Genomic DNA, 21,393 nt, shown 5'->3' with positions numbered 1-21,393 from the left:
GATCAGCTCTCGCGCTTCTCCTTGATCTTCGCGGCCTTGCCGCGCAGCTCGCGCAGGTAGTAGAGCTTGGCACGGCGGACGTCACCGCGGGTGACGAGCTCGATCTTCTCCACGATCGGGGTGTGCACCGGGAAGGTGCGCTCGACGCCGACGGAGAAGGAGACCTTGCGGACCGTGAAGGTCTCGCGGACACCGGCGCCCTGGCGGCGGATGACGACACCCTTGAACTGCTGCACACGGGAGCGGTTGCCCTCGATGACGCGCACGTGGACGTTGACGGTGTCACCCGGGCGGAAGGCCGGGACGTCGGTGCGCAGCGAGGCGGCGTCGACGGAGTCGAGCAGGTGGGACATGTGTGTCTGCTTTCTTCGCTGATGCCACAGGTCATCAACGGGCGAAGTGGTGGGTGTGGAGCTGCCGGCGTCGGGGCGGGCGTCGTGTCCCCCTGTGGCAGGGGCGCACGCCGGACGACGTACAGCAGCTGGTCATTCTTCCACGGCGGGTGGCCGGAGCCAAAATCGGCCGTCGGGGCCGGGGGCCCAGCCGAGGATGCTGAGGGTCTCGCGGTCCTTCTTGTCGAAGGCGGTGGCCTCGCAGCGCTCGATCAGCTCGGGTCGGTGCACGGCGGTCCGGCGCAGGGCCTCGTCGCGGCGCCAGCGGGCGATCCTGCCGTGGTGGCCGCTGAGCAGCACCTCGGGGATGCCGCGGCCGCGCCACTCGGGCGGCTTGGTGTAGACGGGGCCTTCGAGGAGGTTGGCCATGGCGCCGGGGGCGAAGGAGTCGTCGCGGTGCGATTCGGCGTTGCCGAGGACACCGGGGAGGAGCCGGGCCACGGCCTCGGTGATGACGAGGACGGCGGCCTCTCCCCCGGCGAGGACGTAGTCGCCGATGGACACCTCGCAGACCGGCAGGCGCGCGGCGTACTCCTCGGTGACGCGGCGGTCGATGCCCTCGTAGCGGGCCGGGGTGAAGATCAGCCAGGGCCGCGCGGACAGGGCGACGGCGAGTTCCTGGGTGAAGGGCCGCCCGCTGGGGGTGGGGACGACGAGGACGGGCTCGGCGGCGCCGTGTTCGTAGCCCGTGGCGATCACCTCGTCGAGGGCCTCGCCCCAGGGTTCGGTCTTCATGACCATGCCGGGGCCGCCGCCGTAGGGGGTGTCGTCGACGGTGTGGTGCTTGTCGTACGCCCACTGCCGCAGGTCGTGGACGTGCACGCCGAGCTGTCCGCGGGCGCGGGCCTTGCCGACGAGAGAGAGGTGGAGCGGTTCGAGGTACTCGGGGAAGAGCGTGACGACATCGAGCCGCATCAGTTCCCGTCCTCGTCCGCGGCGTCCTGGCCGCCCTGCCGGGCGCTGCCCTGATCGGCGTCCTGCTCGCCGTCCTCGCGGGCGGAGGCGATCTCGGCGCGGTCGTCGATGAGGCCGGGCGGCGGGTCGACGACGGCGCGCTGGGCGTCGAGGTCGATCGCGGTGACGATCTCCTCGACGAAGGGGATCATCACCTCGCTGCCGTCGGGCCGCTCGACGATGAACAGGTCCTGGGAGGGCAGGTGCGAGATCTCGGTGATCCGGCCGACCTCGGTGCCGTCGGCGGTGACCACGTCGAGGTCGAGGAGCTGGTGGTCGTAGAACTCCTCGGGGTCCTCAGGCTGCTGCTCCGGGTCGACCTCGGCGATGAGGAGGGTGCCGCGCAGGGCCTCGGCGGCGGTGCGGTCCCCGGATCCGGCGAAGCGCAGCAGCAGCCGTCCGCTGTGCACCCGGCCCGTCTCGATGGTCAGCGGCCCCACCGAGGCGGGGTCGGTGGCGAGGACGGCGCCGGGCGCGAGCCGCAGTTCGGGCTCGTCGGTGCGCACCTCGACGGTGACCTCACCCTTGATGCCGTGGGCGCGCCCGATCCGCGCGACTACAAGCTGCACCTGTGTTGCTCCTGGTCCACAGAGATCCGAAGAATCCGGAGGAATCCGAAAGAAACCGAAGGAATCCAAAGAACGGGAAAGGGGCCGGAGGCAGTCTGGACTGCCTCCGGCCCCGAACATCAGCCCTTGTACGAGGTGGGAACCGCGCGGACCAGGCCGCGCGGGCGCCTCAGACCTGGTCGACGTCCACGAGGTCGACGCGGATACCCCGGCCACCGATGGCGCCGACGACGGTACGCAAGGCGCGCGCGGTGCGGCCGTTGCGGCCGATCACCTTGCCGAGGTCGTCGGGGTGGACCCGGACCTCCAGCACGCGGCCACGGCGCAGGTTGCGGGAGGCGACCTGCACGTCGTCGGGGTTGTCGACGATGCCCTTCACGAGGTGCTCAAGAGCCTCCTCGAGCATGCTCAGGCCTCGGTGGACGCGGCGGCCTCGGCCGGAGCCTCGTCCGCCTTCTTGTCGGCCTTCTTCGCCTTCTGGGTGATGGCCTCACCCTTGGGCTCGTCCTCGCTGCTGAGGGACTCGAAGACCGGACGCGCGGTCTTCTCCTCGGGCTGGAGCAGCGGGGGCGGGGCGGCCTCGCCCTTGTACTTCTGCCAGTCGCCGGTCTTCTTGAGGATGGCGAGCACGGGCTCGGTCGGCTGCGCGCCGACGGAGAGCCAGTACGCGACGCGCTCGGCGTCGACCTCGATGCGCGAGGGGTTCTGCACCGGGTGGTACAGGCCGATCTCCTCGATGGCCCGGCCGTCACGGCGGGTACGGGAGTCGGCGACGACGATGCGGTAGTGAGGCGAACGGATCTTGCCCAGACGCTTCAGCTTGATCTTGACTGCCACGGGAGTGGATTCTCCTGGATTTGACGTGGTGGGACACAGGGAGGTGCCGCGTGGGGTTGCGGTACCCGATGGCCCGATGGACGCGTCAGCCGGAGGAGAGAGGGGTCCTGTGCGACTGTCGAGTACAGCTGCCCATTGTGCCACACCCCCGGGGCCCGGCCGTCACCGGCCGATGACGGCACGCATCGCCGCGGGCCCCAGCCTGCCGGTTCGTGACCGGTGGACCGGGACCGCCCGCGGCGTCGCGCGGTCAGCGGGCGCCGGCGCCCACCACCTCCGGGATCCGGAAGGGTTTGCCGCAGCCGCCGCAGACGATCGGCGCCTGGGCGAGGACGGAGGGGACGACGCGCACATTGCGCCCGCAGTCGCAGACCGCCTTGACGCGCACTCCCCCGCCGGAGGAGCCGTGCCGGGCGGCCGGACCGCGGAAGCCCCCGGCACTGTCGGCGGCGGTGGCCGCGCTGTGTGCCCGCAGGGCGCGCTGGAGCCGCTCGGTGGTGGAGCGGTAGCGCCTGCGCGCCTCCGGGTTGAGGGTGACCAGGGAGAACCCGCTGCTGGGGTGGGGCTCCTCGGGGTGGTCGAGGCCGAGCTCCTCGGCGATGGCCAGGAATCTGCGGTTGTGATACCGGCCGGCCCGCGAGGTGTCGCGTACTCCTCGGGCGGCGGCGATGCCGTGGACTGCTTCGTGGAGCAGCCTTTCGAAGGAAAGCTCGGCGCCGCAGGCGGACGAGGACTCTCCGATCAAGGACTCGGGGGCGGCGAGGTCCGGAAGCTCGGGGTGGTGCCGCTGAATCTCGGCCCACGCCTCCGCCAGCTCCGCTGCCAGTACAGGTGGTGTCGTGCTCACGTCGTGCACAACGAGCGGGAGGGCCACGGTGTTCCTATTCCGGGGCATCCCAAATATTTTGCCCCTACCAGTCAGTTGGCCGCCTAAGCACCGAGAGGCCGTTCCTGCCTCGATCGGTCCGATATCAGCGCAGGTCAGGGCATTGCCGTACGTATGCGTACGTACCCTTCGACCCGCCGCGGCCGTCAACGATCAGGGCCTCGGGACCTTCGTTCGAGGCGGCCGCGCGGCATCCGATGCCCGCCCGGGAGCCGGGAGAAGTGCCCGGGACCTCATGGGATGTCCGCGGTGACGTTACCGGGCGTACCCGCCGCGTGGCCAACCGGGGTCGGCGGCGCCCGCGCGTCGGGGCGTGCAGGGGGCGCACGTCCATTGGCCCACTCCCCCTGGACGCGGCGCCGGTTGCGCAGTTCCCTGGCTGAGAGGAGCACGCGGGTTCGTGCGGGTACGGCACGGGGGCGCACGGCACAGCGCGGCGGAGGAGATCTCTCGGCTGATTGGGGCGCGAATCCATGACACCTATGCCCGTGCGGCAGCACCCGGACGCGGCGGCACCGCCCGCCCACGATCCGGCGGTACGCGCACGCGACTGGGCGGAGATCCAGGAGCGGATGCTCGTCCCGCTCCATGTGACGGTGCACGAGCGGCTCGGCGTCGGCGAGGGCACCCGCCTGCTCGGCCTGGACTGCGGGGCCGGGCTCGCCCTGCTCCTCGCCTCGGTGCGCGGGGCCGCGGTCACCGGCGTGGAGTCCGCGCACCCCGAGCGCCTCGCGCTGGCCCGCGAGCGCCTGACGCCGCGGGAGCCGGAGCCGGGGCGGTCCGGGCCGCCCGCGGTCCTGTACGAGGGCGAGCCCGGTCGACTCCCCGCCCCCGCCGAGCCGTTCACCGTGGTGACGGCCCTGGAGCCGGTCGGCTGCGCGCGGGGCGACACCGCGCGGCTGGTCCGGCGGCTGCGCGAGGCGGCGCCGTACGCGCGGCGCGGGGCGCGGGTGGTGCTCACCGGCTGGGGCCCGCCGGAGCGCTGCGCGGTGACGGCGCTGCGGGACGCGGTCCTCGGCGGGCCCGGCGGTCCGGAGGGTGCCCCGGGCGGTGGTCGGGACGGTTCCCCGGGCGGCGGTCCCGGGGGCGGCCCGGGCGGCGTCGCCGCGGAGGGCGCCGGGTTGCGGGCCGCGGGCCGTGACGACCTGGAGTACGCGGCCGAGCGGGCCGGGCTGCGGCCGGACGGCTCGGGCCGGGTGTCCTGCCCCTTCGGCTATCCGGACCCGGAGAGCGCGCTGCGCGGGCTGCGCGCGACGGGCCTCTTCGACGCGTCCGACGCGCCCGCGGGCACCGACCCCGCGCAGACCGACAAGGAGCTCCAGGAGGCCCTGCACTCCTACCGCCGCCCCGACGGCACGGTCTGGCTGCCGAACGTCTTCCGGTACCTGCTGGCCCGTATCCCCTGAGCCCGGCTTGCCTGATCGAGCCCGGCATCCCCGACCCCGAGCCGGTACACCCGGGCCTGGGTCCGGGTCGCTGTCTGCGTCCGGCGTCCGGGTCCCGACCTGAGCCCGGGTCCCGGCGCTGAGCCCCGGGTCCCCTCCGCTCGCAGACCCGAGCCGCGGGGCCCCGAGCCGCGGGGCCCCGGGCCGCAGGAGCACCGGGCCGCGAGAGCGCAGAGCCGCAGGCCCCGAGGGCGCATACGCGCGAAGGGGGCGCCTTCCTGGACGGGAGGGCGCCCCCTTGCGCGTACGCGGGGCCTGTGTGCCCGCGACGGGCCTCAGCCCATGAACTTCTTGAACTCGTCGGGGAGTTCGAAGTCCTTGCCGGGCTCGCCGGCGGGCAGGCCGAAGGCGCCGCCGCCGTTCTCCTCGGCCTGCTGGCGGCGCAGGGCCGCCTCCTGCTCCTGCTGCTTGCGCTTCATCGGGTTGCCGGAGCGCTGCTTGCCCTTGGCCTGCTTCTGCTTCTTCTTCTGGCGGCCGGGGCCGCCGCCCATGCCGGGCATCCCGGGCATGCCCGGCATACCGCCGCCCTGCGCCATCCGCGACATCATCTTGCGGGCCTCGAAGAAGCGCTCGACGAGGCTCTTGACCGCGCTGACCTCGACGCCCGAACCGCGGGCGATACGGGCGCGGCGGGAGCCGTTGATGATCGTCGGTTCCTGGCGCTCGGCCGGGGTCATCGACTTGATGATGGCGGCGGTGCGGTCGACATCGCGCTCGTCGAGGTTGTTGATCTGGTCCTTGACCTGGGCCATGCCGGGGAGCATGCCGAGCAGCTTGCTGATGCTGCCCATCTTGCGGACCTGTTCCATCTGGGCCAGGAAGTCGTCGAGGGTGAAGTCCTTGCCCTTGCTGCTCGCCAGCTTGGAGGCCATCTTCTCGGCCTCTTGCTGGCTGAAGGTCTGCTCCGCCTTCTCGATCAGCGTGAGCATGTCGCCCATGCCGAGGATGCGGGAGGCCATCCGGTCCGGGTGGAAGGCGTCGAAGTCGTCCAGCTTCTCGCCGTTGGAGGCGAACATGATCTGGCGGCCGGTGACATGCGCGACGGACAGGGCCGCACCGCCGCGGGCGTCGCCGTCGAGCTTGGAGAGCACCACTCCGTCGAAGCCGACGCCGTCCCGGAAGGCCTCGGCGGTGTTGACCGCGTCCTGGCCGATCATCGCGTCGACGACGAAGAGGACCTCGTCGGGGCTGACCGCGTCGCGGATGTCCGCGGCCTGCCGCATCAGCTCCTGGTCGATGCCGAGGCGGCCCGCGGTGTCGACGATGACGATGTCGTGCTGCTTGGAGCGGGCGTACTCGAGGGAGTCGCGGGCCACCTGCACCGGGTCACCGACGCCGTTGCCCGGCTCGGGGGCGTAGACGCCGACGCCCGCGCGCTCGGCGACGACGGCGAGCTGGTTGACGGCGTTGGGGCGCTGGAGGTCGCAGGCGACGAGCAGCGGGGTGTGGCCCTGGCCCTTGAGCCAGCGGCCGAGCTTTCCGGCGAGGGTGGTCTTACCGGCGCCCTGGAGACCGGCGAGCATGATCACCGTGGGCGGCTGCTTGGCGAAGCGCAGCCGCCGGGTCTCGCCGCCGAGGATGCCGATGAGCTCCTCGTTGACGATCTTGATGACCTGCTGGGCCGGGTTCAGCGCCTGGGAGACCTCGGCGCCGAGCGCGCGCTCCTTGACCTGCTTGATGAAGGCCCGCACCACGGGCAGGGCGACGTCCGCTTCGAGCAGGGCGATACGGATCTCGCGCGCCGTGGCGTCGATGTCCGCCTCGCTGAGGCGCCCCTTGCCGCGGAGGCTCTTGAATGTCGCTGCGAGGCGGTCGGAAAGAGTGTCGAACACGGCGGTCGCGAATCCTCGGGTCGGTGGCGTGCCGCCCCGGCCCCTTGGCAGGGCCCCGGGCAGGCGGACAGGGCGTACGGGTCGTACAGGTCGTCCTCCAGGGTATCCGGCCGCCCGGCAAGCGGTCTGCACCCCGGGCACCGGCGGATCCGGCACCGGATCCGGCGCGGGGCGGTCCGGGCCCCGGGGGCGCGGGCCGTGCGCGAGGACGGCGCCGCGTGCGGGTGTCCGGGCCGAGGCCGCGTGCGGGTGCCCCGGCCCCGGCCGTGCGGGTGCCCCGGCCCCGGCCCGGTACCGCGCGGCCGCCCCGCCCGCCCCCGTCCGGCCTCAGGCGCGCAAGGTCTTCTCCAGGTCCCTGGCCAGGGACTCGGCCTGGTCGTCGGCCAGGGGACGCTCGTCGAGCCCGGTGACGTAGAAGGCGTCCACGGCGTTGGCGCCGAGGGTGGAGACATGGGCGCTGCGAACCCGTACCGCGGAGTCCTCCAGGGCGCGGCCGATGCGGTGCAGCAGGCCGGGGGCGTCCTGGGCGCGGACCTCCAGGACGGTGGCCCGGTGCGAGCTGTCCGAGGCGACGCTGACCCGGGGCGGCGGGGCCACGGTCCCCCGGCGGCGCGGGTAGGCGGCGTCGCGTTCGGCGAGCCGTCCGGCGATGTTGAGGGAGCCGTCCAGGGCGCGGACCAGGTCGGCGCGGAGCCGGGCCGCCTGCGGCAGCGAGCCGTACTCGGCGGCGACCCGCCAGTTCAGCAGGAGCACCGGGCCCGCCTCGGCGTCCGGCGCCGCAGCGGCCTCGGCGCTCGCGTCGGCCGCGGTGCTCGTCTCCGCCCCGGAAATCCCCTCGGCGCCGGCGACATCAGCACCCGCCGCCGCCCCGGCCCGCCCGCCGTCCAGCTCCCCCGCCAGATCCAGCGCGCGCAGTTCCGCGGTGCGCACGGTCAGGCGGTGCAGGGCGAGGACCCCGGCGACCGCGGGGAGTACGCCGGGCTGTTCGGGCAGGGCGATGAGCAGTTCCACGCCGAGGGGCTCGGGGTCGGCCGGCTCCGCGGACTCGGCGGCCTCGGCGCCGCCGAGTTCCTCCTCCTCGGTCTCGGGCCGGGCGTGCAGGGCCAGTACGGGGGCCCGGGTGCGGTGGGCCTCGACGGCGAGGCGCTCCTCCTCGGCGGTGGGCTCGGGGTCGGCACTCGCGGCGGGGGCCCGGCCGCTGAGGACGGCGGCGACCCGGCCGGCCAGGTCGGTGACGAGGGAGGAGCGCCAGGCGGACCAGGCGGCGGGCCCGGTGGCGAGGGCGTCGGCCTCGGTGAGGGCGTGCAGCAGTTCCAGGGTGGAGGTGCTCCCGACGGCCTCGGCGACGGCCGCCACGGTGGCCGGGTCGTCGAGGTCGCGGCGGGTGGCCGTCTCGACGAGGAGGAGGTGGTGGCGGACCAGGGTGGCGAGGACGGCGGCGTCGGCGCGGTCGAAGCCGATCCGGGCGGCGGTGTCGCGGGCGATGATCTCGCCGGCCTCGCTGTGGTCGCCGGGCCAGCCCTTGCCGATGTCGTGCAGCAGGGCGGCGACCAGGAGCAGGTCGGGCCGGTGCACCCGGCGGGTCAGCTCGGCGGCCTGGACGGCGGTCTCCACCAGGTGGCGGTCGACGGTCCAGGTGTGGACGGCGTTGCGCTGCGGGCGGCAGCGCACCCGCTCCCAGTCGGGCAGCAGCCGGGTGATCAGACCCTCCGCCTCCAGGGCCTCCCAGACCTCGACGGTGGGGCGGCCCGCGCCGAGCAGGGTCACCAGCTGTTCGCGGGCCTCGGCGGGCCAGGGCGCGGGCAGCGCCTTGGTGGCGGCGGCCAGGCGGCGTACCGCGTGCAGGGAGAGCGGAAGACCGGCCTGGGCGGCGGCGGCCGCGGCGCGCAGCGGCAGCACCGGGTCGCGTTCGGGGCGGGCGGCGCGGGCGAGGACGACCTCGCCGTCCTGTTCGACGACGCCCTCGGCGAGCGGGGTGCGCTCGGGCACCGCCTTGCCGCCGCCGATCAGGGCGCGCAGCCGGGGCCGCACCGAGCGGGCCCGCAGCACCCGGCCGACCTCGCGCCAGGTGACGTCGCTGGCGTAGGAGATGGTGCGGGCGGCCTCGTAGACCTGGCGGAGCAGGGCGTCGGCGTCGAGCAGGCCGAGGGCCTCGGCGACCTGGTCCTGTTCCTGGAGGGCGAGCCGGTCGGTGGCGCGGCCGGTGGCCAGGTGGAGGGCGTCGCGTACGTCGAGCAGGCGGCGCCGGGCGTTGTCGAGTCCTTCGCGGGGGGCGTCGGCGAGCCAGGAGGCGGCGACGGCGCGCAGCGCGGTGGCGTCGCGCAGTCCGCCGCGGGCCTCCTTGAGGTCGCCTTCGAGGAGGTACTGCAACTCGCCCTGGCGGGCGGCGCGTTCGGCGCACAGCTCCTGGAGTTCGGGCAGGCGTTTGGGGGCCTGGTTGCGCCAGTCCGCGAGGACGGTGGTGCGCAGCGAGGCGGTGAGTCCGAGGTCGCCCGCGAGGTGGCGGGCGTCGAGCAGGCCGAGCTGGACCTTGAGGTCCTCGCCGGCGGTCCTGCGGGCCTCGGCGGGGGTGCGCACCGAGTGGTCGAGGTCGAGGCCGAGGTCCCAGACCGGGTACCAGATGCGGTCGGCGAGGGCGGCGAGGGCGCCCTGGTCGGCCTTGCCGTCGTGCAGCAGGACCAGGTCGAGGTCGCTGCGCGGGGAGAGTTCGCCGCGGCCGTAGCCGCCGACGGCGAGCAGGCTGACCCCGCGCAGCGGCCCGGCGGCGGAGGTGAAGAGCTGCTCCAGCCAGGCGTCGGTGAGCTTCGCGAGGGCGGCGCGGCGCGGCGGCCCCTGCTGTCCCTCCGCGTTGAGGAGGTGCAGCCGGGCCGCCGCGTAGCCGCCGGGTGGGGTGTCGTCGCCGGTCACGTCGTCCGCCGTCCTGCCGGTGTCTTCCGTACCTTCGTGCACACTCGTCACCCGGCGACTCCTGTCGGTTGTGTTCTCAGAGCGCGTCGGGGCCGCGCTCGCCGGTGCGTACCCGTACGGCTTCCTCGACGGGGACGGACCAGACCTTGCCGTCGCCGATCTTGCCGGTGCGGGCGGCCTTGACGACGACCTCGATCAGCTGCTCGGCGTCGTCGTCCTCGGCGAGGACCTCGATACGGATCTTGGGTACGAGGTCGACGGTGTACTCGGCACCGCGGTAGACCTCGGTGTGGCCGCGCTGGCGTCCGTAGCCGCTGGCCTCGGTGACGGTGAGCCCGTGGACGCCGAAGGCCTGGAGGGCTTCCTTGATCTCGTCGAGCCGGTGCGGCTTGACGACGGCGGTGATGAGCTTCATGCGTCCACCTTCCTGTTCGGTGCGGCCGGGGCCGCGGGCGCCGCGGTGTTGCGGGCGGAGCTGCCGCCGCCCGCGCCGCTGAAGTCGTAGGCGGTCTCGGCGTGCTCGACCTGGTCGATGCCGAGGACCTCGTCGTCCTCGCTGACCCGCATGCCGATCGTCCTGTCGACGAGGAAGGCGAGGATCGCGGAGGCGATCAGCGAGTAGGCGAGGACGCCGCCGACTCCGGCGAGCTGCTTCCACAGCTGGTCGAAGGTGTGGTCGCCGTAGAAGACGCCGGCCGCGTCGGACTGGCCGCCGCCGGTGGCGAAGAAGCCGATGAGGACGGAGCCGACGATGCCGCCGACCAGGTGGACGCCGACCACGTCGAGGGAGTCGTCGTAGCCGAACCTGTACTTCAGGCCGACGGCCATGGCGCACAGCAGACCGGCGATGGCGCCGACGGCGATCGCGCCGAGCGGGGAGACCGAGCCGCCGGAGGGGGTGACCGCGACCAGTCCGGCGACCGCGCCGGAGGCGGCGCCGAGGGTGGTGCAGGCGCCGTGGCGGACCTTCTCGTAGAGCAGCCAGGCGAGCATGGCGGCGGCGGTGGCGACCTGGGTGTTGAGGAACATCAGCGCGCCGACGCCGTCGTCGTTGCCGAGCCAGGAGCCCGCGTTGAAGCCGAACCAGCCGAACCACAGCAGACCGGCGCCGAGCATCACCAGCGGCAGGCTGTGCGGGCGCATCGGGTCCTTCTTGAAGCCGACGCGCTTGCCGATGACGAGGATCACGCCGAGGGCCGCGGCACCGGCGTTGATGTGCACCGCGGTGCCGCCCGCGAAGTCGATGACGCCGAGGTCGAAGGCCCAGCCGCCGGTGCCCCAGACCCAGTGCGCGACCGGGAAGTAGACGACCGTGGCCCACAGGGCGATGAACAGGGCCCAGGCGGTGAACTTCACCCGGTCCGCGAGGGCGCCGCTGATCAGGGCGGGGGTGATGATCGCGAACATCAGCTGGAAGACCGCGAAGACGTACACCGGGATGGTGTAGCCGTCCCAGAGCTGGGTGAGGCCGATGCCGCTGAGGCCCACGTAGTCGGAGTCCCAGCCGAAGAGGCTGGCCTTGTCGGTGCCGAAGGCCACCGAGAAGCCGTAGAGCACCCAGAGGATGGTGATGATGCCCAGGCTGATGAAGCTCATCATCAGCATGTTGAGGGTGCTCTTGACGCGGACCATGCCTCCGTAGAAGAAGGCGAGACCCGGTGTCATGAGCATCACCAGGGCGGAGCAGAGCAGCATGAATCCGGTGTTGGCGGCAGACAGTTGCGGAGTGTCTGCGGCAAGCGTGATGCCTGGGGGCATCGGCGTCTCCTCGTCGTCGTACGGCCCGTGCGGGGATGCCGGAGCGGATGGGAGCGGGCCGGTTATGACGTCAGAGAGTCGCGCGGCGCCGTTTCCGCCGATGCCGCTCGATGTTTCCCCGCGGTCACGAAGGCGCCACGGGTGTTACACGTGGATGAACTCACGCCGGGGGCCGCGGCGATCGTTATCGCGGCGCAACCTTCGCCGCCCGGACCGCAGCGGGTGCCCGCGCCACCGCGCCCCGGGCGGACCGCATACGAACGCCGCCCGCGGCCGCCATGTGACGAAACCTCGCATACCCGCGCCCGGCGCGCACGCGGAGTGCGGCCGGGCGGGAGCGGGTGGAGGGGGGTGCGGCCCTCAGAGCGCCGCGGCGGTCTCGGGCAGGTGGAGCGCGAGGCGCTCGGTGAGCTCGGCGACCTCGGCGACCTCGCCGAAGTCCCGGAGCGCGGTGTCGACGGTCCTGCGGATCCGGGTGTTGACCCGCTCGGAGCGGATCTTGCCCGCGAGCGTGAGGGCCTCGCCCGCGAGCCGCGCCCCCTGCTCGGGCTCGCGCCGCAGCAGGTGCACGGTGGCCATGCCGACGAGGTTCAGCGCGTACGAGCGCTGGTGCTCCGGGTCCTGCCCGAAGAGTTCCACGGCGGTGGCCATGACCGGTTCGGCGAGCGAGGCGTAGGTGGGGCTGCGGCCCGCGACATAGGCGAGGTCGCGGTAGGAGTGGGCGTTCTCGCCGTGCAGTTCGGCGCGGGAGAAGAAGCGGATCCAGTCCGGCTCCGGCTCGCTGAGGTCGAGTACGTCCTCGAAGGTGTCCTCGGACATCCGCACCGCCCGCTTGCACTTGCCGGGCTGCCCCATCCCGGCGTAGGCGCGGGCCTCCATCGCGTAGAGCATGGCCTGGGTGCGCGGGCTCGCGCAGTCGCGGCTGCCGTACTGGGCGAGGTGGACCAGCTCCAGGGCGTCCTCGGGCCGGCCGAGGTGGATCATCTGCCGGCTCATGCTGGACAGGACGTACGAGCCGAGCGGTCTGTCGCCGGCCTCCTTCGCGGCGTGCAGGGCGAGCACGAAGTACTTCTGCGCGGTGGGCTGCAGGCCCACGTCGTAGCTCATCCACCCGGCGAGCTCGGCGAGTTCGGCCGCCACCTTGAACAGGCGGCGCGCGGTGGCGGCGGGCTGCGACTCCTGGAGCAGGTCGGTGACCTCGTGGAGCTGGCCGACGACGGCCTTGCGGCGCAGTCCGCCACCGCACTGGGCGTCCCACTGCCGGAACATCACGGTGGTGGACTCCAGCAACTCCAGCTCGGGCGCGGAGAGCCGGCCGCCGCGCCGGGAGCCGCCGGGGGGCTGCTCGGCGGCCGGGGCGAGCGAGCTGCCGGGGGCGGGCACCAGCCAGCGCTGCATCGGCTCGATCAGGGCGGGTCCCGCGGCCAGCGCGAGCGAGCTGCCGAGGAAGCCGCGGCGGGCGAGCATCAGATCGCTGCGGGAGAACTCGCTCAGCAGGGCGACGGTCTGCGGCCCGGTCCACGGCAGGTCCACCCCGGCGACCGAGGGCGCCTGGTGGGTGGGGCGCAGCCCGAGGTCCTCCACGGCGACCACGCAGCCGAAGCGCTCGGAGAACAGCTCGGCGAGGATCTTCGGGATGGGCTCGCGCGGGTTCTCCCCGTCCAGCCAGCGGCGCACCCGGGAGGTGTCGGTGGAGATGTGGTTGGCGCCCAACTGCCGTGCCCTGCGGTTCACCTGGCGGGCCAGCTCGCCCTTCGACCAGCCGCTGCGCAGGAACCATGAGCCGAGCAGTTCGTTGGGACGCTTGTCCGCAGCCGTACCGCCCGCGCCGTTGCCGCTCACTGCGATGCCCCCATCCCTCGGGTTCCTCAAGGCCGCCCGCCACTCGCGCACTTATGCCCGGCGCGATGCCACCGCGGTCCGTTGTCAGTGCCAAGCCCTACCAGAGTGCGCAGCGCCGCGGCTCCCGGTCCGAGGGGACGCCACCCGTCGAACAGGGGACCGACTTGCCGTTGGCATACCCGCGAACACGCGCAATCCCCGGGCCCGTGTACTCAAAGTAATCCTACGATCACCCCTCCCGTGAGGTCGATCCGGCAAACGCCACCATTCGCCACCCCCGCAGAAGAACTCCCCTGTGTCCACGCGCGATTCACTTGACATAGGACAGACGAAAGGCTGCGGAGCGGTGCACACCGGGGCGCGCACCGCGCCACGCACCACCCCTTGTGCGACAACGCGCCGTCGTCGCGACGGCACACGGGACGGTCCACCCGCGCACGGGACACGCGCCGCCGCAGCCGGTCACGAGCCGCCCTGCCGCGTAACCCCCGGCGCGGCGGGCACGTTGGAGGAGGCATGGGCTTCACGATCGGCATCCGGGAGCGGCGCGCCAACTCCCGCCGCCGCGGCCGCACTCCGGACGTCACCGGCGTGGCCGAACTGACCGGCCTGTGGGGCTGGGACACGGTCCCCGGGGCGCGCGCGGCCGAGGGCCGGTGCTCCTGCGGCACCCCCGACTGCCCCTCCCCCGGCGCGCATCCCCTCGACTTCGCGCCGCTGGTGCCCGCGGGCGCCGGCCTCGGTGAGGTCACCGAGGTCTGGGGCGCCTTCCCGGGCGCCGCGGTGATGCTGCCGGTCGGCCGGAGCTTCGACGTGATCGAGGTCGCCGAGACCGCGGGCCGCCGCGCGCTGGCCCGCCTGGAGCGCATGGGGCTGCCGCTCGGCCCGGTCGCGCTCACCCCGCAGGGCCGGGCGCAGTTCCTCGTCGCCCCCGGCGCCGCGGCCCAGCTCCCCACCCTGCTCTACCGCACGGGCTGGGACGACGCCGCCCTCGACCTGCGCGGCCTCGGGCCCGGCAGCCACATCACCGCCCCGCCCTCGGACCGCGGCGGTGCGGGCCCGGTGCGCTGGCTGCGCTCCCCCGCCCTCGCCGACGCCGCCCGCCGCCCGCCCGAGGCCCGCCTCCTGCTCGGCACCCTCGCCTACGTCGCCCACCGCCTCGCCGCCCAGGAGGCGGCGGGCTGAGGCTCGTCGTACGAAACGGCCCGGCCCCCGCGGAGGATCGCGGGGGCCGGGCCGTGGGGTGGCCGGAAAGCACCGGGCGGGCCGGACGGGGTGTCAGTCCGGCCGGGGTGTCAGTCGCCGATCAGGGCGTCGACGAAGGCCTCCGGCTCGAAGGGGGCGAGGTCGTCGGCGCCCTCGCCGAGGCCGACGAGCTTGACGGGGACGCCCAGTTCGCGCTGGACGGCGACGACGATGCCGCCCTTGGCCGTACCGTCCAGCTTCGTCAGCACGATGCCGGTGATGTCCACGACCTCCGCGAAGACCCGTGCCTGCACCAGGCCGTTCTGGCCGGTGGTGGCGTCCAGGACGAGCAGCACCTCGTCGAGCGGGGCGTGCTTCTCGACGACGCGCTTGACCTTGCCCAGCTCGTCCATGAGGCCGGTCTTGGTGTGCAGGCGCCCCGCGGTGTCGATGAGGACGACGTCCGCACCGGTCTCGGCGCCTTCCTTGACCGCGTCGAAGGCGACCGAGGCCGGGTCGCCCGCCTCCGGGCCGCGGACGGTCAGGGCGCCGACCCGCTCGCCCCAGGTCTCCAACTGGTCGGCGGCGGCGGCCCGGAAGGTGTCGGCGGCGCCGAGCAGCACGATCTTGCCGTCGGCCACCAGGACCCGGGCGAGCTTGCCGGTGGTGGTGGTCTTGCCGGTGCCGTTCACGCCGACGACCATCACGATGCCCGGGGTGTCCAGCGGCGACTCGGTGTGCACGGTGCGGTCCAGGTCCGGGCCGACCAGGGCGAGCAGTTCCTCGCGCAGCAGGGTGCGCAGCTCGGCGGGGGTGCGGGTGCCGAGGACCCGGACGCGTTCGCGCAGCCGGTCGACGAGTTCGGTGGTCGCGGCGACACCGACGTCCGCGGTGAGCAGGGTGTCCTCGATCTCCTCCCAGGTGTCCTCGTCCAGGTGCTCCCGGGACAGGAGCGTGAGCAGCCCCTTGCCGAGGGCGTTCTGGGAGCGGGAGAGCCGGGCACGCAGCCGCACCAGGCGGCCCTCGCTCGGCTCGGGCACCTCGATCGGGGTGGGCGCCTCGGCCTCGACGAGGTCCGGCGAGGGCTCGGCGCCTTCGGGCAGCCCGACCTCCTCGACGGTGCGGCGGGCTTCGGGGGCCGCGGTGCCGGACTCGTCGCCGACCTGCGGTTCGGTGGGCGGGGCGGTGAGGTCGGGGGTGGTGGGGGGCGCCTCGGGCGGGGGCAGCTGCTTCTTCCGGCGGCTGCCGACGACGAGCCCGCCGAGTGCGCCGAGCACGACGACGGCGATGACTACAGCAAGGATGACGGTTTCCATAACGCCACCCAGTATCGGCCATGGGCTCCCGGCCCGTGTGTGCCCCGCCGCCGCGGAGCGTCGCCACCCCGCGGCGCGGGTGCGCGGCGGGGTGGCGGGAGCGGTCCCCGGGAGGGGACGAGAGACGGGGTCGCTAGCCCATCTCCTCCAGGGTCTTGCCCTTGGTCTCCTTCACGAACTTGAGCACGAAGGGGATGGAGAGCGCGGCGAACACGCAGTAGATGACGTACGTGGCGGAGAGGTTCCAGTCGGCGAGCGAGGGGAAGCTCGCGGTGATGGCCCAGTTGGCGATCCACTGCGCGGAGGCGGCGACGCCGAGGGCGGCCGCCCGGATCCGGTTCGGGAACATCTCGCCGAGGAAGACCCAGACCACCACGCCCCAGGACAGGGCGAAGAAGAGGACGAACCAGTGGGCCGCGATCAGGGCGACCCAGCCCTGGGTCGCGGGCAGTTTGCCGTCCACCAGGTCGTAGGAGAAGGCCCAGGCCTCCAGGGCGAGACCGATCACCATGCCGACCGAGCCGATCAGGGCGAGCGGCCTGCGGCCGACCCGGTCGACGAAGATCATCGCGATCACGGTGCCGATGATGTTGATGATCGAGGTGGTGAACGAGTAGAAGAAGGAGTCGCTCGGGTTGACGCCCACGGACTGCCACAGCGTCGAGGAGTAGTAGAAGGCGACGTTGATGCCGACCAGTTGCTGGAAGGCGGAGAGCCCGATGCCGACCCAGACGATCGGCTTGAAGAAGAAGCCCCCGCCGCCGAGCAGGTCCTTGAAAGTGGACTTGTGCTCGCGGTGCATGGCGGTACGGATCTCGGCGAGCCGCCCGTCGAGGTCGCTGCCCTCGCCCTCGACCTCGGCGAGCACCTCACGCGCCTTCTGGTCCCGGCCCGCCGAGATGAGGAAGCGCGGGGACTCGGGGATCGCGAAGGACAGCAGCCCGTACAGGACGGAGGGGATGACCATCACGCCGAGCATCACCTGCCAGGCCTCCAGGCCCATCAGCTCGCCGCGCTGGTCGCCGTCGGCGGCGTTCAGGATGCCCCAGTTGACGAGCTGCGAGACGGCGATGCCGATGACGATGGCGGCCTGCTGGAAGGAGCCGAGGCGGCCGCGGTAGGCGGGCGGCGCCACCTCGGCGATGTAGGCGGGGCCGATGACGGAGGCCATGCCGATCGCGAAGCCGCCGATGATGCGCCACATCGCGAGGTCCCAGAGCGCGAAGGGCAGCGCCGAGCCGACCGCGCTCACCGTGAACAGGACGGCGGAGATCTGCATGCAGCGGATACGGCCGATCCGGTCGGCGATCCGGCCCGCGGTGGCGGCGCCGATCGCACAGCCGATCAGGGCGATCGCGATGACCTGGGCCAGGGTGCCGGAGCCGATGTCGTAGCGGTCGCGGATGGCTTCCACGGCACCGTTGATGACGGAGCTGTCGTAACCGAAGAGGAAACCGCCCATCGCCGCCGCGGCGGCGATGAAGATGACGTGTCCGAGGTGCTCGGACCCTCCTTGACTGCCGGCCCCCGACTGCGAGGCCTGCGAGGTGCTGGTCACGTGGTACTCCTCTGGCCGCGGCCCGCGCCACGGCGTGGGGGATGAACCCTTCCAGTGGTGCACAAGTTCCCTGCGCCCACCACCTGAAGGGATGAGGTACGCAGGAGACCTTATGTCTTCAAGTTTTTACGTCAAGGGGTGGGTTCGGGAAAGAAAGCCGCCGTAAAGGGACGGGAAGTGTTCATGTGTCGAAGAGATGATGGGCTCAAAGAGTGGCGCCGGGGGTTCAGCGCAGCCGCTGGCTGATCACCTTGGAGACACCGTCGCCCTGCATCGACACCCCGTAGAGGGCATCGGCGACCTCCATCGTGCGCTTCTGGTGCGTGATCACGATGAGCTGGGAGGCCTCCTGGAGCTCCTGCATGATGCGGATCAGGCGCTGCAGGTTGGTGTCGTCGAGCGCCGCCTCGACCTCGTCCATCACGTAGAAGGGACTCGGCCGCGCCTTGAAGATCGACACCAGCATCGCCACCGCGGTCAGCGAGCGCTCGCCGCCGGAGAGCAGGGAGAGCCGCTTGACCTTCTTCCCCGGCGGCCGGGCCTCGACGTCGACACCGGTGGTGAGCATGTTCTCCGGGTCGGTGAGGATCAGCCGGCCCTCGCCGCCCGGGAAGAGCCGTGAGAAGACGCCCTCGAACTCGCGCGCGGTGTCCCGGTAGGCCTCGGTGAAGACCTGCTCCACCCGCTCGTCGACCTCCTTGATCACCTGCAGCAGGTCGGCCCGGGTCTTCTTCAGGTCCTCCAGCTGCTCGGAGAGGAACTGGTGCCGCTCCTCCAGGGCCGCGAACTCCTCCAGGGCCAGCGGGTTCACCTTGCCGAGCTGCTGGTAGGCGCGCTCGGCGGACCGCAGCCGCTTCTCCTGCTCGGCGCGGACGAAGGGCCGGGGCCGGTTGCGCGGGTGCTCCGGGTCCTCGGGCAGCTCCTCGCCCTCGGCGGGCGGGGAGGGCGGCACCGGCTGCCCGGGGCCGTACTCCGCGACCAGGCCCGCCGGTTCGACGCCCAGCTCCTCCAGGGCCTTGGTCTCCAGCTGCTCGATCCGCATCCGCTTCTCGGCGCCGAGGACCTCGCCGCGGTGCACCGAGTCGGTGAGCTTGTCCAGCGCGGACTTCAGGTCGCGGCCCCGGCCGCGGGCGGTGGCGAGCTCCTGCTCCCGGGCGCCCTTGGCCCGCTCGGCGAGCGCCCGCTCGGCCTCGGCGCGGGCCAGCGAGACCTCGACATGGGCGAGCAGCTGCCGCGCGCCGGAGGCGACCGCCCCGGCGACCTCGGCCTCGTGCCGCATCCGGGCCCTGCGCTGCTCGGCCCTGGCCCGCGCCTCCCGTTCGGCGCGCGCGGCGCGGTCCAGGCCGTCGGCCCGCCCGGCGAGCCCCTTGACCCGCTCCTCGTGGGTACGGACCTGGAGCCGCGCCTCCATCTCGGTCTGCCGGGCGTTGGCCCCGTCGGCGGCGAGCCGGTCCCGGTGGGCGGTGTCGGGCTCCTCGTCCTCGCCGAAGGGGGAGGTCTCCTCGGCCACGGCAAGGCGCTCGGCCAGCTCCTCGGCCTCGGTGGCCGCCCGCTCGTAGGCCTCCTGCGCCCGGTCCGCGGCGGCGGCCGCGCGCTCGGCCTCGCCCGCGGCGCCCCGGGCCTGACCGCCGAGCCGGCCGAGCTCCTTGGCCACGGCGGACTTCTCGCGGTCGGCGGCGCGCCTGCGCTCGCCCAGCTCCTCGACGAGCGCCGCGGCGGCCCGGCGCCCCTCGACCGCGCGCTCCTTCGCCGCGGCCAGTTCCTCGCACCGTACGGCCAGCTCCTCCAGGCGGGCCGCGGCCTCGTCCACGGAGGCCTGCACCTCCAGCAGGCTCGGTGCTCCGGCGGAGCCGCCCTGGGCGAAGTGCGCGCCGAGCAGGTCGCCTTCGGCGGTCACCGCGGTCAGTTCCGGGTGGGCGCGGACCAGGTCCTCGGCATCCTCCAGGGTGGGTACGACGACCAGTCCGGCGAGCAACCGCCGTACCGCGGGCAGCAGTTCGGCCGGGGCGCGGACCAGGTCGGCGGCGTAGGCGAGGCCTTCGACGCGGGCGGTGCCGGCGGGTCCCGCGGCGTCGGCGAGCAGCAGGGCGGCGCGGCCCGCGTCCTGTTTGCGCAGCAGCCGCAGGGCGTCGGCGGCGCTCGCGGGAGTGGCCACCGCGATCGCGTCGGCGGCGGCGCCGAGCGCGGCGGCCAGCGGCACCTCATGGCCGGGGCTGACGCTCAGCAGCCCGGCGGCGGGGCCGAGGACGCCGGTGAGCTGGTCCTTGGCGTCGAGGAGGGCGCCGGTGCCGTCCTTTCGGCGCAGTCCGAGGGCGAGCGTCTCGTGCCGGGCGGCGAGCGCGGCCCGGGAGCGGTCGGCCTCGGCGGCGGCCTCCCGCGCGGCCGAGAGCGCGGACTCGGCCTCGGCGAGCGCCTGCTTGGCGCCCTCGTGCCGGGCGGCGAGTTCGGTGTCGTCGGCGTCGAGCCCGTCGACCTCGGCCTGCAGCTGCTCGTACTCCTCCTGGGCGGTGACCGCGCGCTGCTGCGCCTCGTCGCGGGCGGCGGCCAGCCGCTCGATCTCCTGCTGGGCCGAGGCGGCGCGTGAACGGGCCGCCCCCGCCTGCGCGTTGAGCCGGGCCAGGCCCTCCCTGCGGTCGGCGATGGCGCGGGCGAGGTCCTTCAGGCGGCGTTCCTCGGCGGCGAGTTCGCGTTCCAGCTCGGCGCGGTGGGAGACGGTGTCCTCCAGGGCGCGCTCCGCGGCCTCCAGGGCGGCTTCGAGTTCGGCCTCCTGCTCGCGGATCCGGGCGGCCTCGCGCTCCAGGTCCTCCGGATCCCGGCCGCGGCGCTCCTCGGGGGGCGCGCCGGTGGCGCTCTTGACCCGGGCGTCGGCGAGGCTGACGGTGCCGCGCACCCGCTCGGCGAGCTGGGAGAGTTCGTACCAGGTCTGCTGGGCCTGCTGGAGCCGCGGGGCCAGGCGCCGGACCTCGTCCTCCAACCGGCCCTCGCGGTGCAGCGCGGCCTTCAGCTCGGCCTCGGTGGCCTCCTTGCTCTCCTTGAGGGCGGCCTCGTCGGCGACCTCGGTGCGCAGCGCCTCCTGGAGGCCGACGAGGTCGTCGGCGAGCAGCCGCAGGCGGGCGTCGCGCAGATCGGCCTGGATGACGGCGGCCCGGCGGGCGACGGCGGCCTGCCGCCCGAGCGGCTTGAGCTGGCGGCGGAGTTCGTCGGTGAGGTCCTGCACCCGGGCGAGGTTGGCCCCCATCGCGTCCAGCTTCCGCAGCGCCTTCTCCTTGCGCTTGCGGTGCTTGAGGACACCCGCGGCCTCCTCGATGAAGGCGCGGCGGCCCATCGGATCGGCGTGCAGTACGGAGTCGAGCTGGCCCTGGCCGACGATGACGTGCATCTCGCGGCCGATGCCGGAGTCGGAGAGGAGTTCCTGGATGTCGAGGAGGCGGCAGGTGTCGCCGTTGATCTGGTACTCGCTGCCGCCGTTGCGGAACATGATCCGCGTAATGGTGACCTCGGCGTACTCGATGGGCAGGGCGCCGTCGGAGTTGTCGATGGTGAGCGAGACCTCGGCGCGGCCGAGCGGGGGGCGCCCGGTGGTGCCGGCGAAGATGACGTCCTCCATCTTGCCGCCGCGCAGGGACTTGGCGCCCTGTTCGCCCATGACCCAGCTCAGCGCGTCGACGACGTTCGACTTGCCGGAACCGTTCGGTCCGACGACGCAGGTGATGCCCGGCTCGAATCTCAGCGTCGTGGCCGAGGCGAAGGATTTGAAGCCGCGCAGGGTCAGGGCCTTGAGGTGCACGCCGCTGGACTCTACCTGCCCGGTCCGCCGCGGCACCGCCGCCCGCTCGAAGCCGCCGCCGCGCGTCGAGGCGCCTGCCTGCGGTGTCTCAGCGGGTGAACACGCGGTTTCACTGTCCTAGGTGG

16 protein-coding genes are annotated in these 21,393 nt (G+C 73.4%); 2 read left to right on the top strand and 14 right to left on the bottom strand.

What is annotated here, in order from left to right:
* Positions 1-2 precede the first annotated feature (2 nt).
* The 6 genes from rplS to HFV08_RS13500 form a co-directional block, all read right to left on the bottom strand.
* Positions 3-353: a 50S ribosomal protein L19 gene (gene rplS / locus HFV08_RS13525; RefSeq protein WP_161326019.1), complete on the bottom strand. Its 351-nt coding sequence runs from the start codon at positions 351-353 to the stop codon at positions 3-5.
* Between the two features lie 132 nt (positions 354-485).
* Positions 486-1,307, bottom strand: coding sequence for a tRNA (guanosine(37)-N1)-methyltransferase TrmD (trmD, locus tag HFV08_RS13520; protein WP_168539222.1), 822 nt, complete (start codon positions 1,305-1,307; stop codon positions 486-488).
* On the bottom strand, positions 1,307-1,915 hold the full coding sequence (gene rimM, locus HFV08_RS13515; RefSeq protein WP_168539220.1) for a ribosome maturation factor RimM: 609 nt from the start codon (positions 1,913-1,915) through the stop codon (positions 1,307-1,309). Before rimM ends, trmD begins: the two co-directional genes overlap by 1 nt.
* Before the next feature lie 169 nt (positions 1,916-2,084).
* Entirely contained in the window at positions 2,085-2,321 is a 237-nt protein-coding gene (locus HFV08_RS13510) for an RNA-binding protein (RefSeq protein WP_040247777.1), read from the bottom strand.
* Between the two features lie 2 nt (positions 2,322-2,323).
* A complete protein-coding gene (gene rpsP / locus HFV08_RS13505; RefSeq protein ID WP_168539218.1) occupies positions 2,324-2,752 on the bottom strand; it encodes a 30S ribosomal protein S16 in 429 nt (142 codons plus the stop codon).
* Between the two features lie 250 nt (positions 2,753-3,002).
* A complete protein-coding gene (locus HFV08_RS13500) occupies positions 3,003-3,647 on the bottom strand; it encodes a hypothetical protein (RefSeq protein ID WP_052482164.1) in 645 nt (214 codons plus the stop codon).
* Between the two features lie 464 nt (positions 3,648-4,111).
* Between HFV08_RS13500 and HFV08_RS13495 the strand changes: the two genes are divergently transcribed.
* Positions 4,112-5,044, top strand: coding sequence for a class I SAM-dependent methyltransferase (locus HFV08_RS13495; protein ID WP_168539216.1), 933 nt, complete (start codon positions 4,112-4,114; stop codon positions 5,042-5,044).
* A 314-nt stretch (positions 5,045-5,358) separates the two neighbouring features.
* On the opposite strand, the gene ffh is transcribed toward HFV08_RS13495, so the two are convergent.
* From ffh to nsdA, 5 genes are all read right to left on the bottom strand, one after another.
* On the bottom strand, positions 5,359-6,915 hold the full coding sequence (gene ffh / locus HFV08_RS13490; RefSeq protein WP_168539214.1) for a signal recognition particle protein: 1,557 nt from the start codon (positions 6,913-6,915) through the stop codon (positions 5,359-5,361).
* Between the two features lie 327 nt (positions 6,916-7,242).
* Positions 7,243-9,873: a [protein-PII] uridylyltransferase gene (locus HFV08_RS13485; RefSeq protein WP_376770622.1), complete on the bottom strand. Its 2,631-nt coding sequence runs from the start codon at positions 9,871-9,873 to the stop codon at positions 7,243-7,245.
* 25 nt (positions 9,874-9,898) lie between these two features.
* The gene (locus HFV08_RS13480; RefSeq protein WP_040247787.1) at positions 9,899-10,237 is read right to left on the bottom strand and encodes a P-II family nitrogen regulator; all 339 of its coding nucleotides are present in this window, start codon (positions 10,235-10,237) and stop codon (positions 9,899-9,901) included.
* Positions 10,234-11,580, bottom strand: coding sequence for an ammonium transporter (locus HFV08_RS13475; protein WP_168539212.1), 1,347 nt, complete (start codon positions 11,578-11,580; stop codon positions 10,234-10,236). Before HFV08_RS13475 ends, HFV08_RS13480 begins: the two co-directional genes overlap by 4 nt.
* Positions 11,581-11,940: 360 nt before the next feature.
* Entirely contained in the window at positions 11,941-13,422 is a 1,482-nt protein-coding gene (gene nsdA, locus HFV08_RS13470; RefSeq protein WP_168539210.1) for a transcriptional repressor NsdA, read from the bottom strand.
* Between the two features lie 516 nt (positions 13,423-13,938).
* On the opposite strand from nsdA, the gene HFV08_RS13465 reads away from it, so the two are divergent.
* Positions 13,939-14,607: a bifunctional DNA primase/polymerase gene (locus HFV08_RS13465; protein WP_168539208.1), complete on the top strand. Its 669-nt coding sequence runs from the start codon at positions 13,939-13,941 to the stop codon at positions 14,605-14,607.
* A 110-nt stretch (positions 14,608-14,717) separates the two neighbouring features.
* Here the strand turns inward: HFV08_RS13465 and ftsY are convergent, their stop codons facing one another.
* From ftsY to smc, 3 genes are all read right to left on the bottom strand, one after another.
* On the bottom strand, positions 14,718-15,923 hold the full coding sequence (ftsY, locus tag HFV08_RS13460) for a signal recognition particle-docking protein FtsY (RefSeq protein ID WP_168539206.1): 1,206 nt from the start codon (positions 15,921-15,923) through the stop codon (positions 14,718-14,720).
* Positions 15,924-16,056: 133 nt separating this feature from the next.
* A complete protein-coding gene (locus tag HFV08_RS13455) occupies positions 16,057-17,481 on the bottom strand; it encodes a sugar porter family MFS transporter (protein ID WP_168539204.1) in 1,425 nt (474 codons plus the stop codon).
* A gap of 226 nt (positions 17,482-17,707) precedes the next feature.
* The gene (gene smc / locus HFV08_RS13450) at positions 17,708-21,268 is read right to left on the bottom strand and encodes a chromosome segregation protein SMC (protein ID WP_168539202.1); all 3,561 of its coding nucleotides are present in this window, start codon (positions 21,266-21,268) and stop codon (positions 17,708-17,710) included.
* Between the last annotated feature and the right edge of the window lie 125 nt (positions 21,269-21,393).

It is taken from the genome of Streptomyces physcomitrii (assembly GCF_012273655.1).
GTDB lineage: Bacteria > Actinomycetota > Actinomycetes > Streptomycetales > Streptomycetaceae > Streptomyces > Streptomyces physcomitrii.
The sequence above is the reverse complement of the archived record's forward strand: the minus strand, read 5'-3'. Positions and strand labels throughout refer to the sequence as shown.

Bases quoted from the DNA above. Each gene is read 5' to 3' on its own strand.
- rplS (WP_161326019.1), bottom strand. From the start codon at position 353: ATGTCCCACCTGCTCGACTCCGTCGACGCCGCCTCGCTGCGCACCGAC.
- trmD (WP_168539222.1), bottom strand. From the start codon at position 1,307: ATGCGGCTCGATGTCGTCACGCTCTTCCCCGAGTACCTCGAACCGCTC.
- HFV08_RS13510 (WP_040247777.1), bottom strand. From the start codon at position 2,321: ATGCTCGAGGAGGCTCTTGAGCACCTCGTGAAGGGCATCGTCGACAAC.
- HFV08_RS13500 (WP_052482164.1), bottom strand. From the start codon at position 3,647: ATGCCCCGGAATAGGAACACCGTGGCCCTCCCGCTCGTTGTGCACGAC.
- HFV08_RS13495 (WP_168539216.1), top strand. From the start codon at position 4,112: ATGACACCTATGCCCGTGCGGCAGCACCCGGACGCGGCGGCACCGCCC.
- HFV08_RS13480 (WP_040247787.1), bottom strand. From the start codon at position 10,237: ATGAAGCTCATCACCGCCGTCGTCAAGCCGCACCGGCTCGACGAGATC.
- HFV08_RS13475 (WP_168539212.1), bottom strand. From the start codon at position 11,580: ATGCCCCCAGGCATCACGCTTGCCGCAGACACTCCGCAACTGTCTGCC.
- HFV08_RS13465 (WP_168539208.1), top strand. From the start codon at position 13,939: ATGGGCTTCACGATCGGCATCCGGGAGCGGCGCGCCAACTCCCGCCGC.
- ftsY (WP_168539206.1), bottom strand. From the start codon at position 15,923: ATGGAAACCGTCATCCTTGCTGTAGTCATCGCCGTCGTCGTGCTCGGC.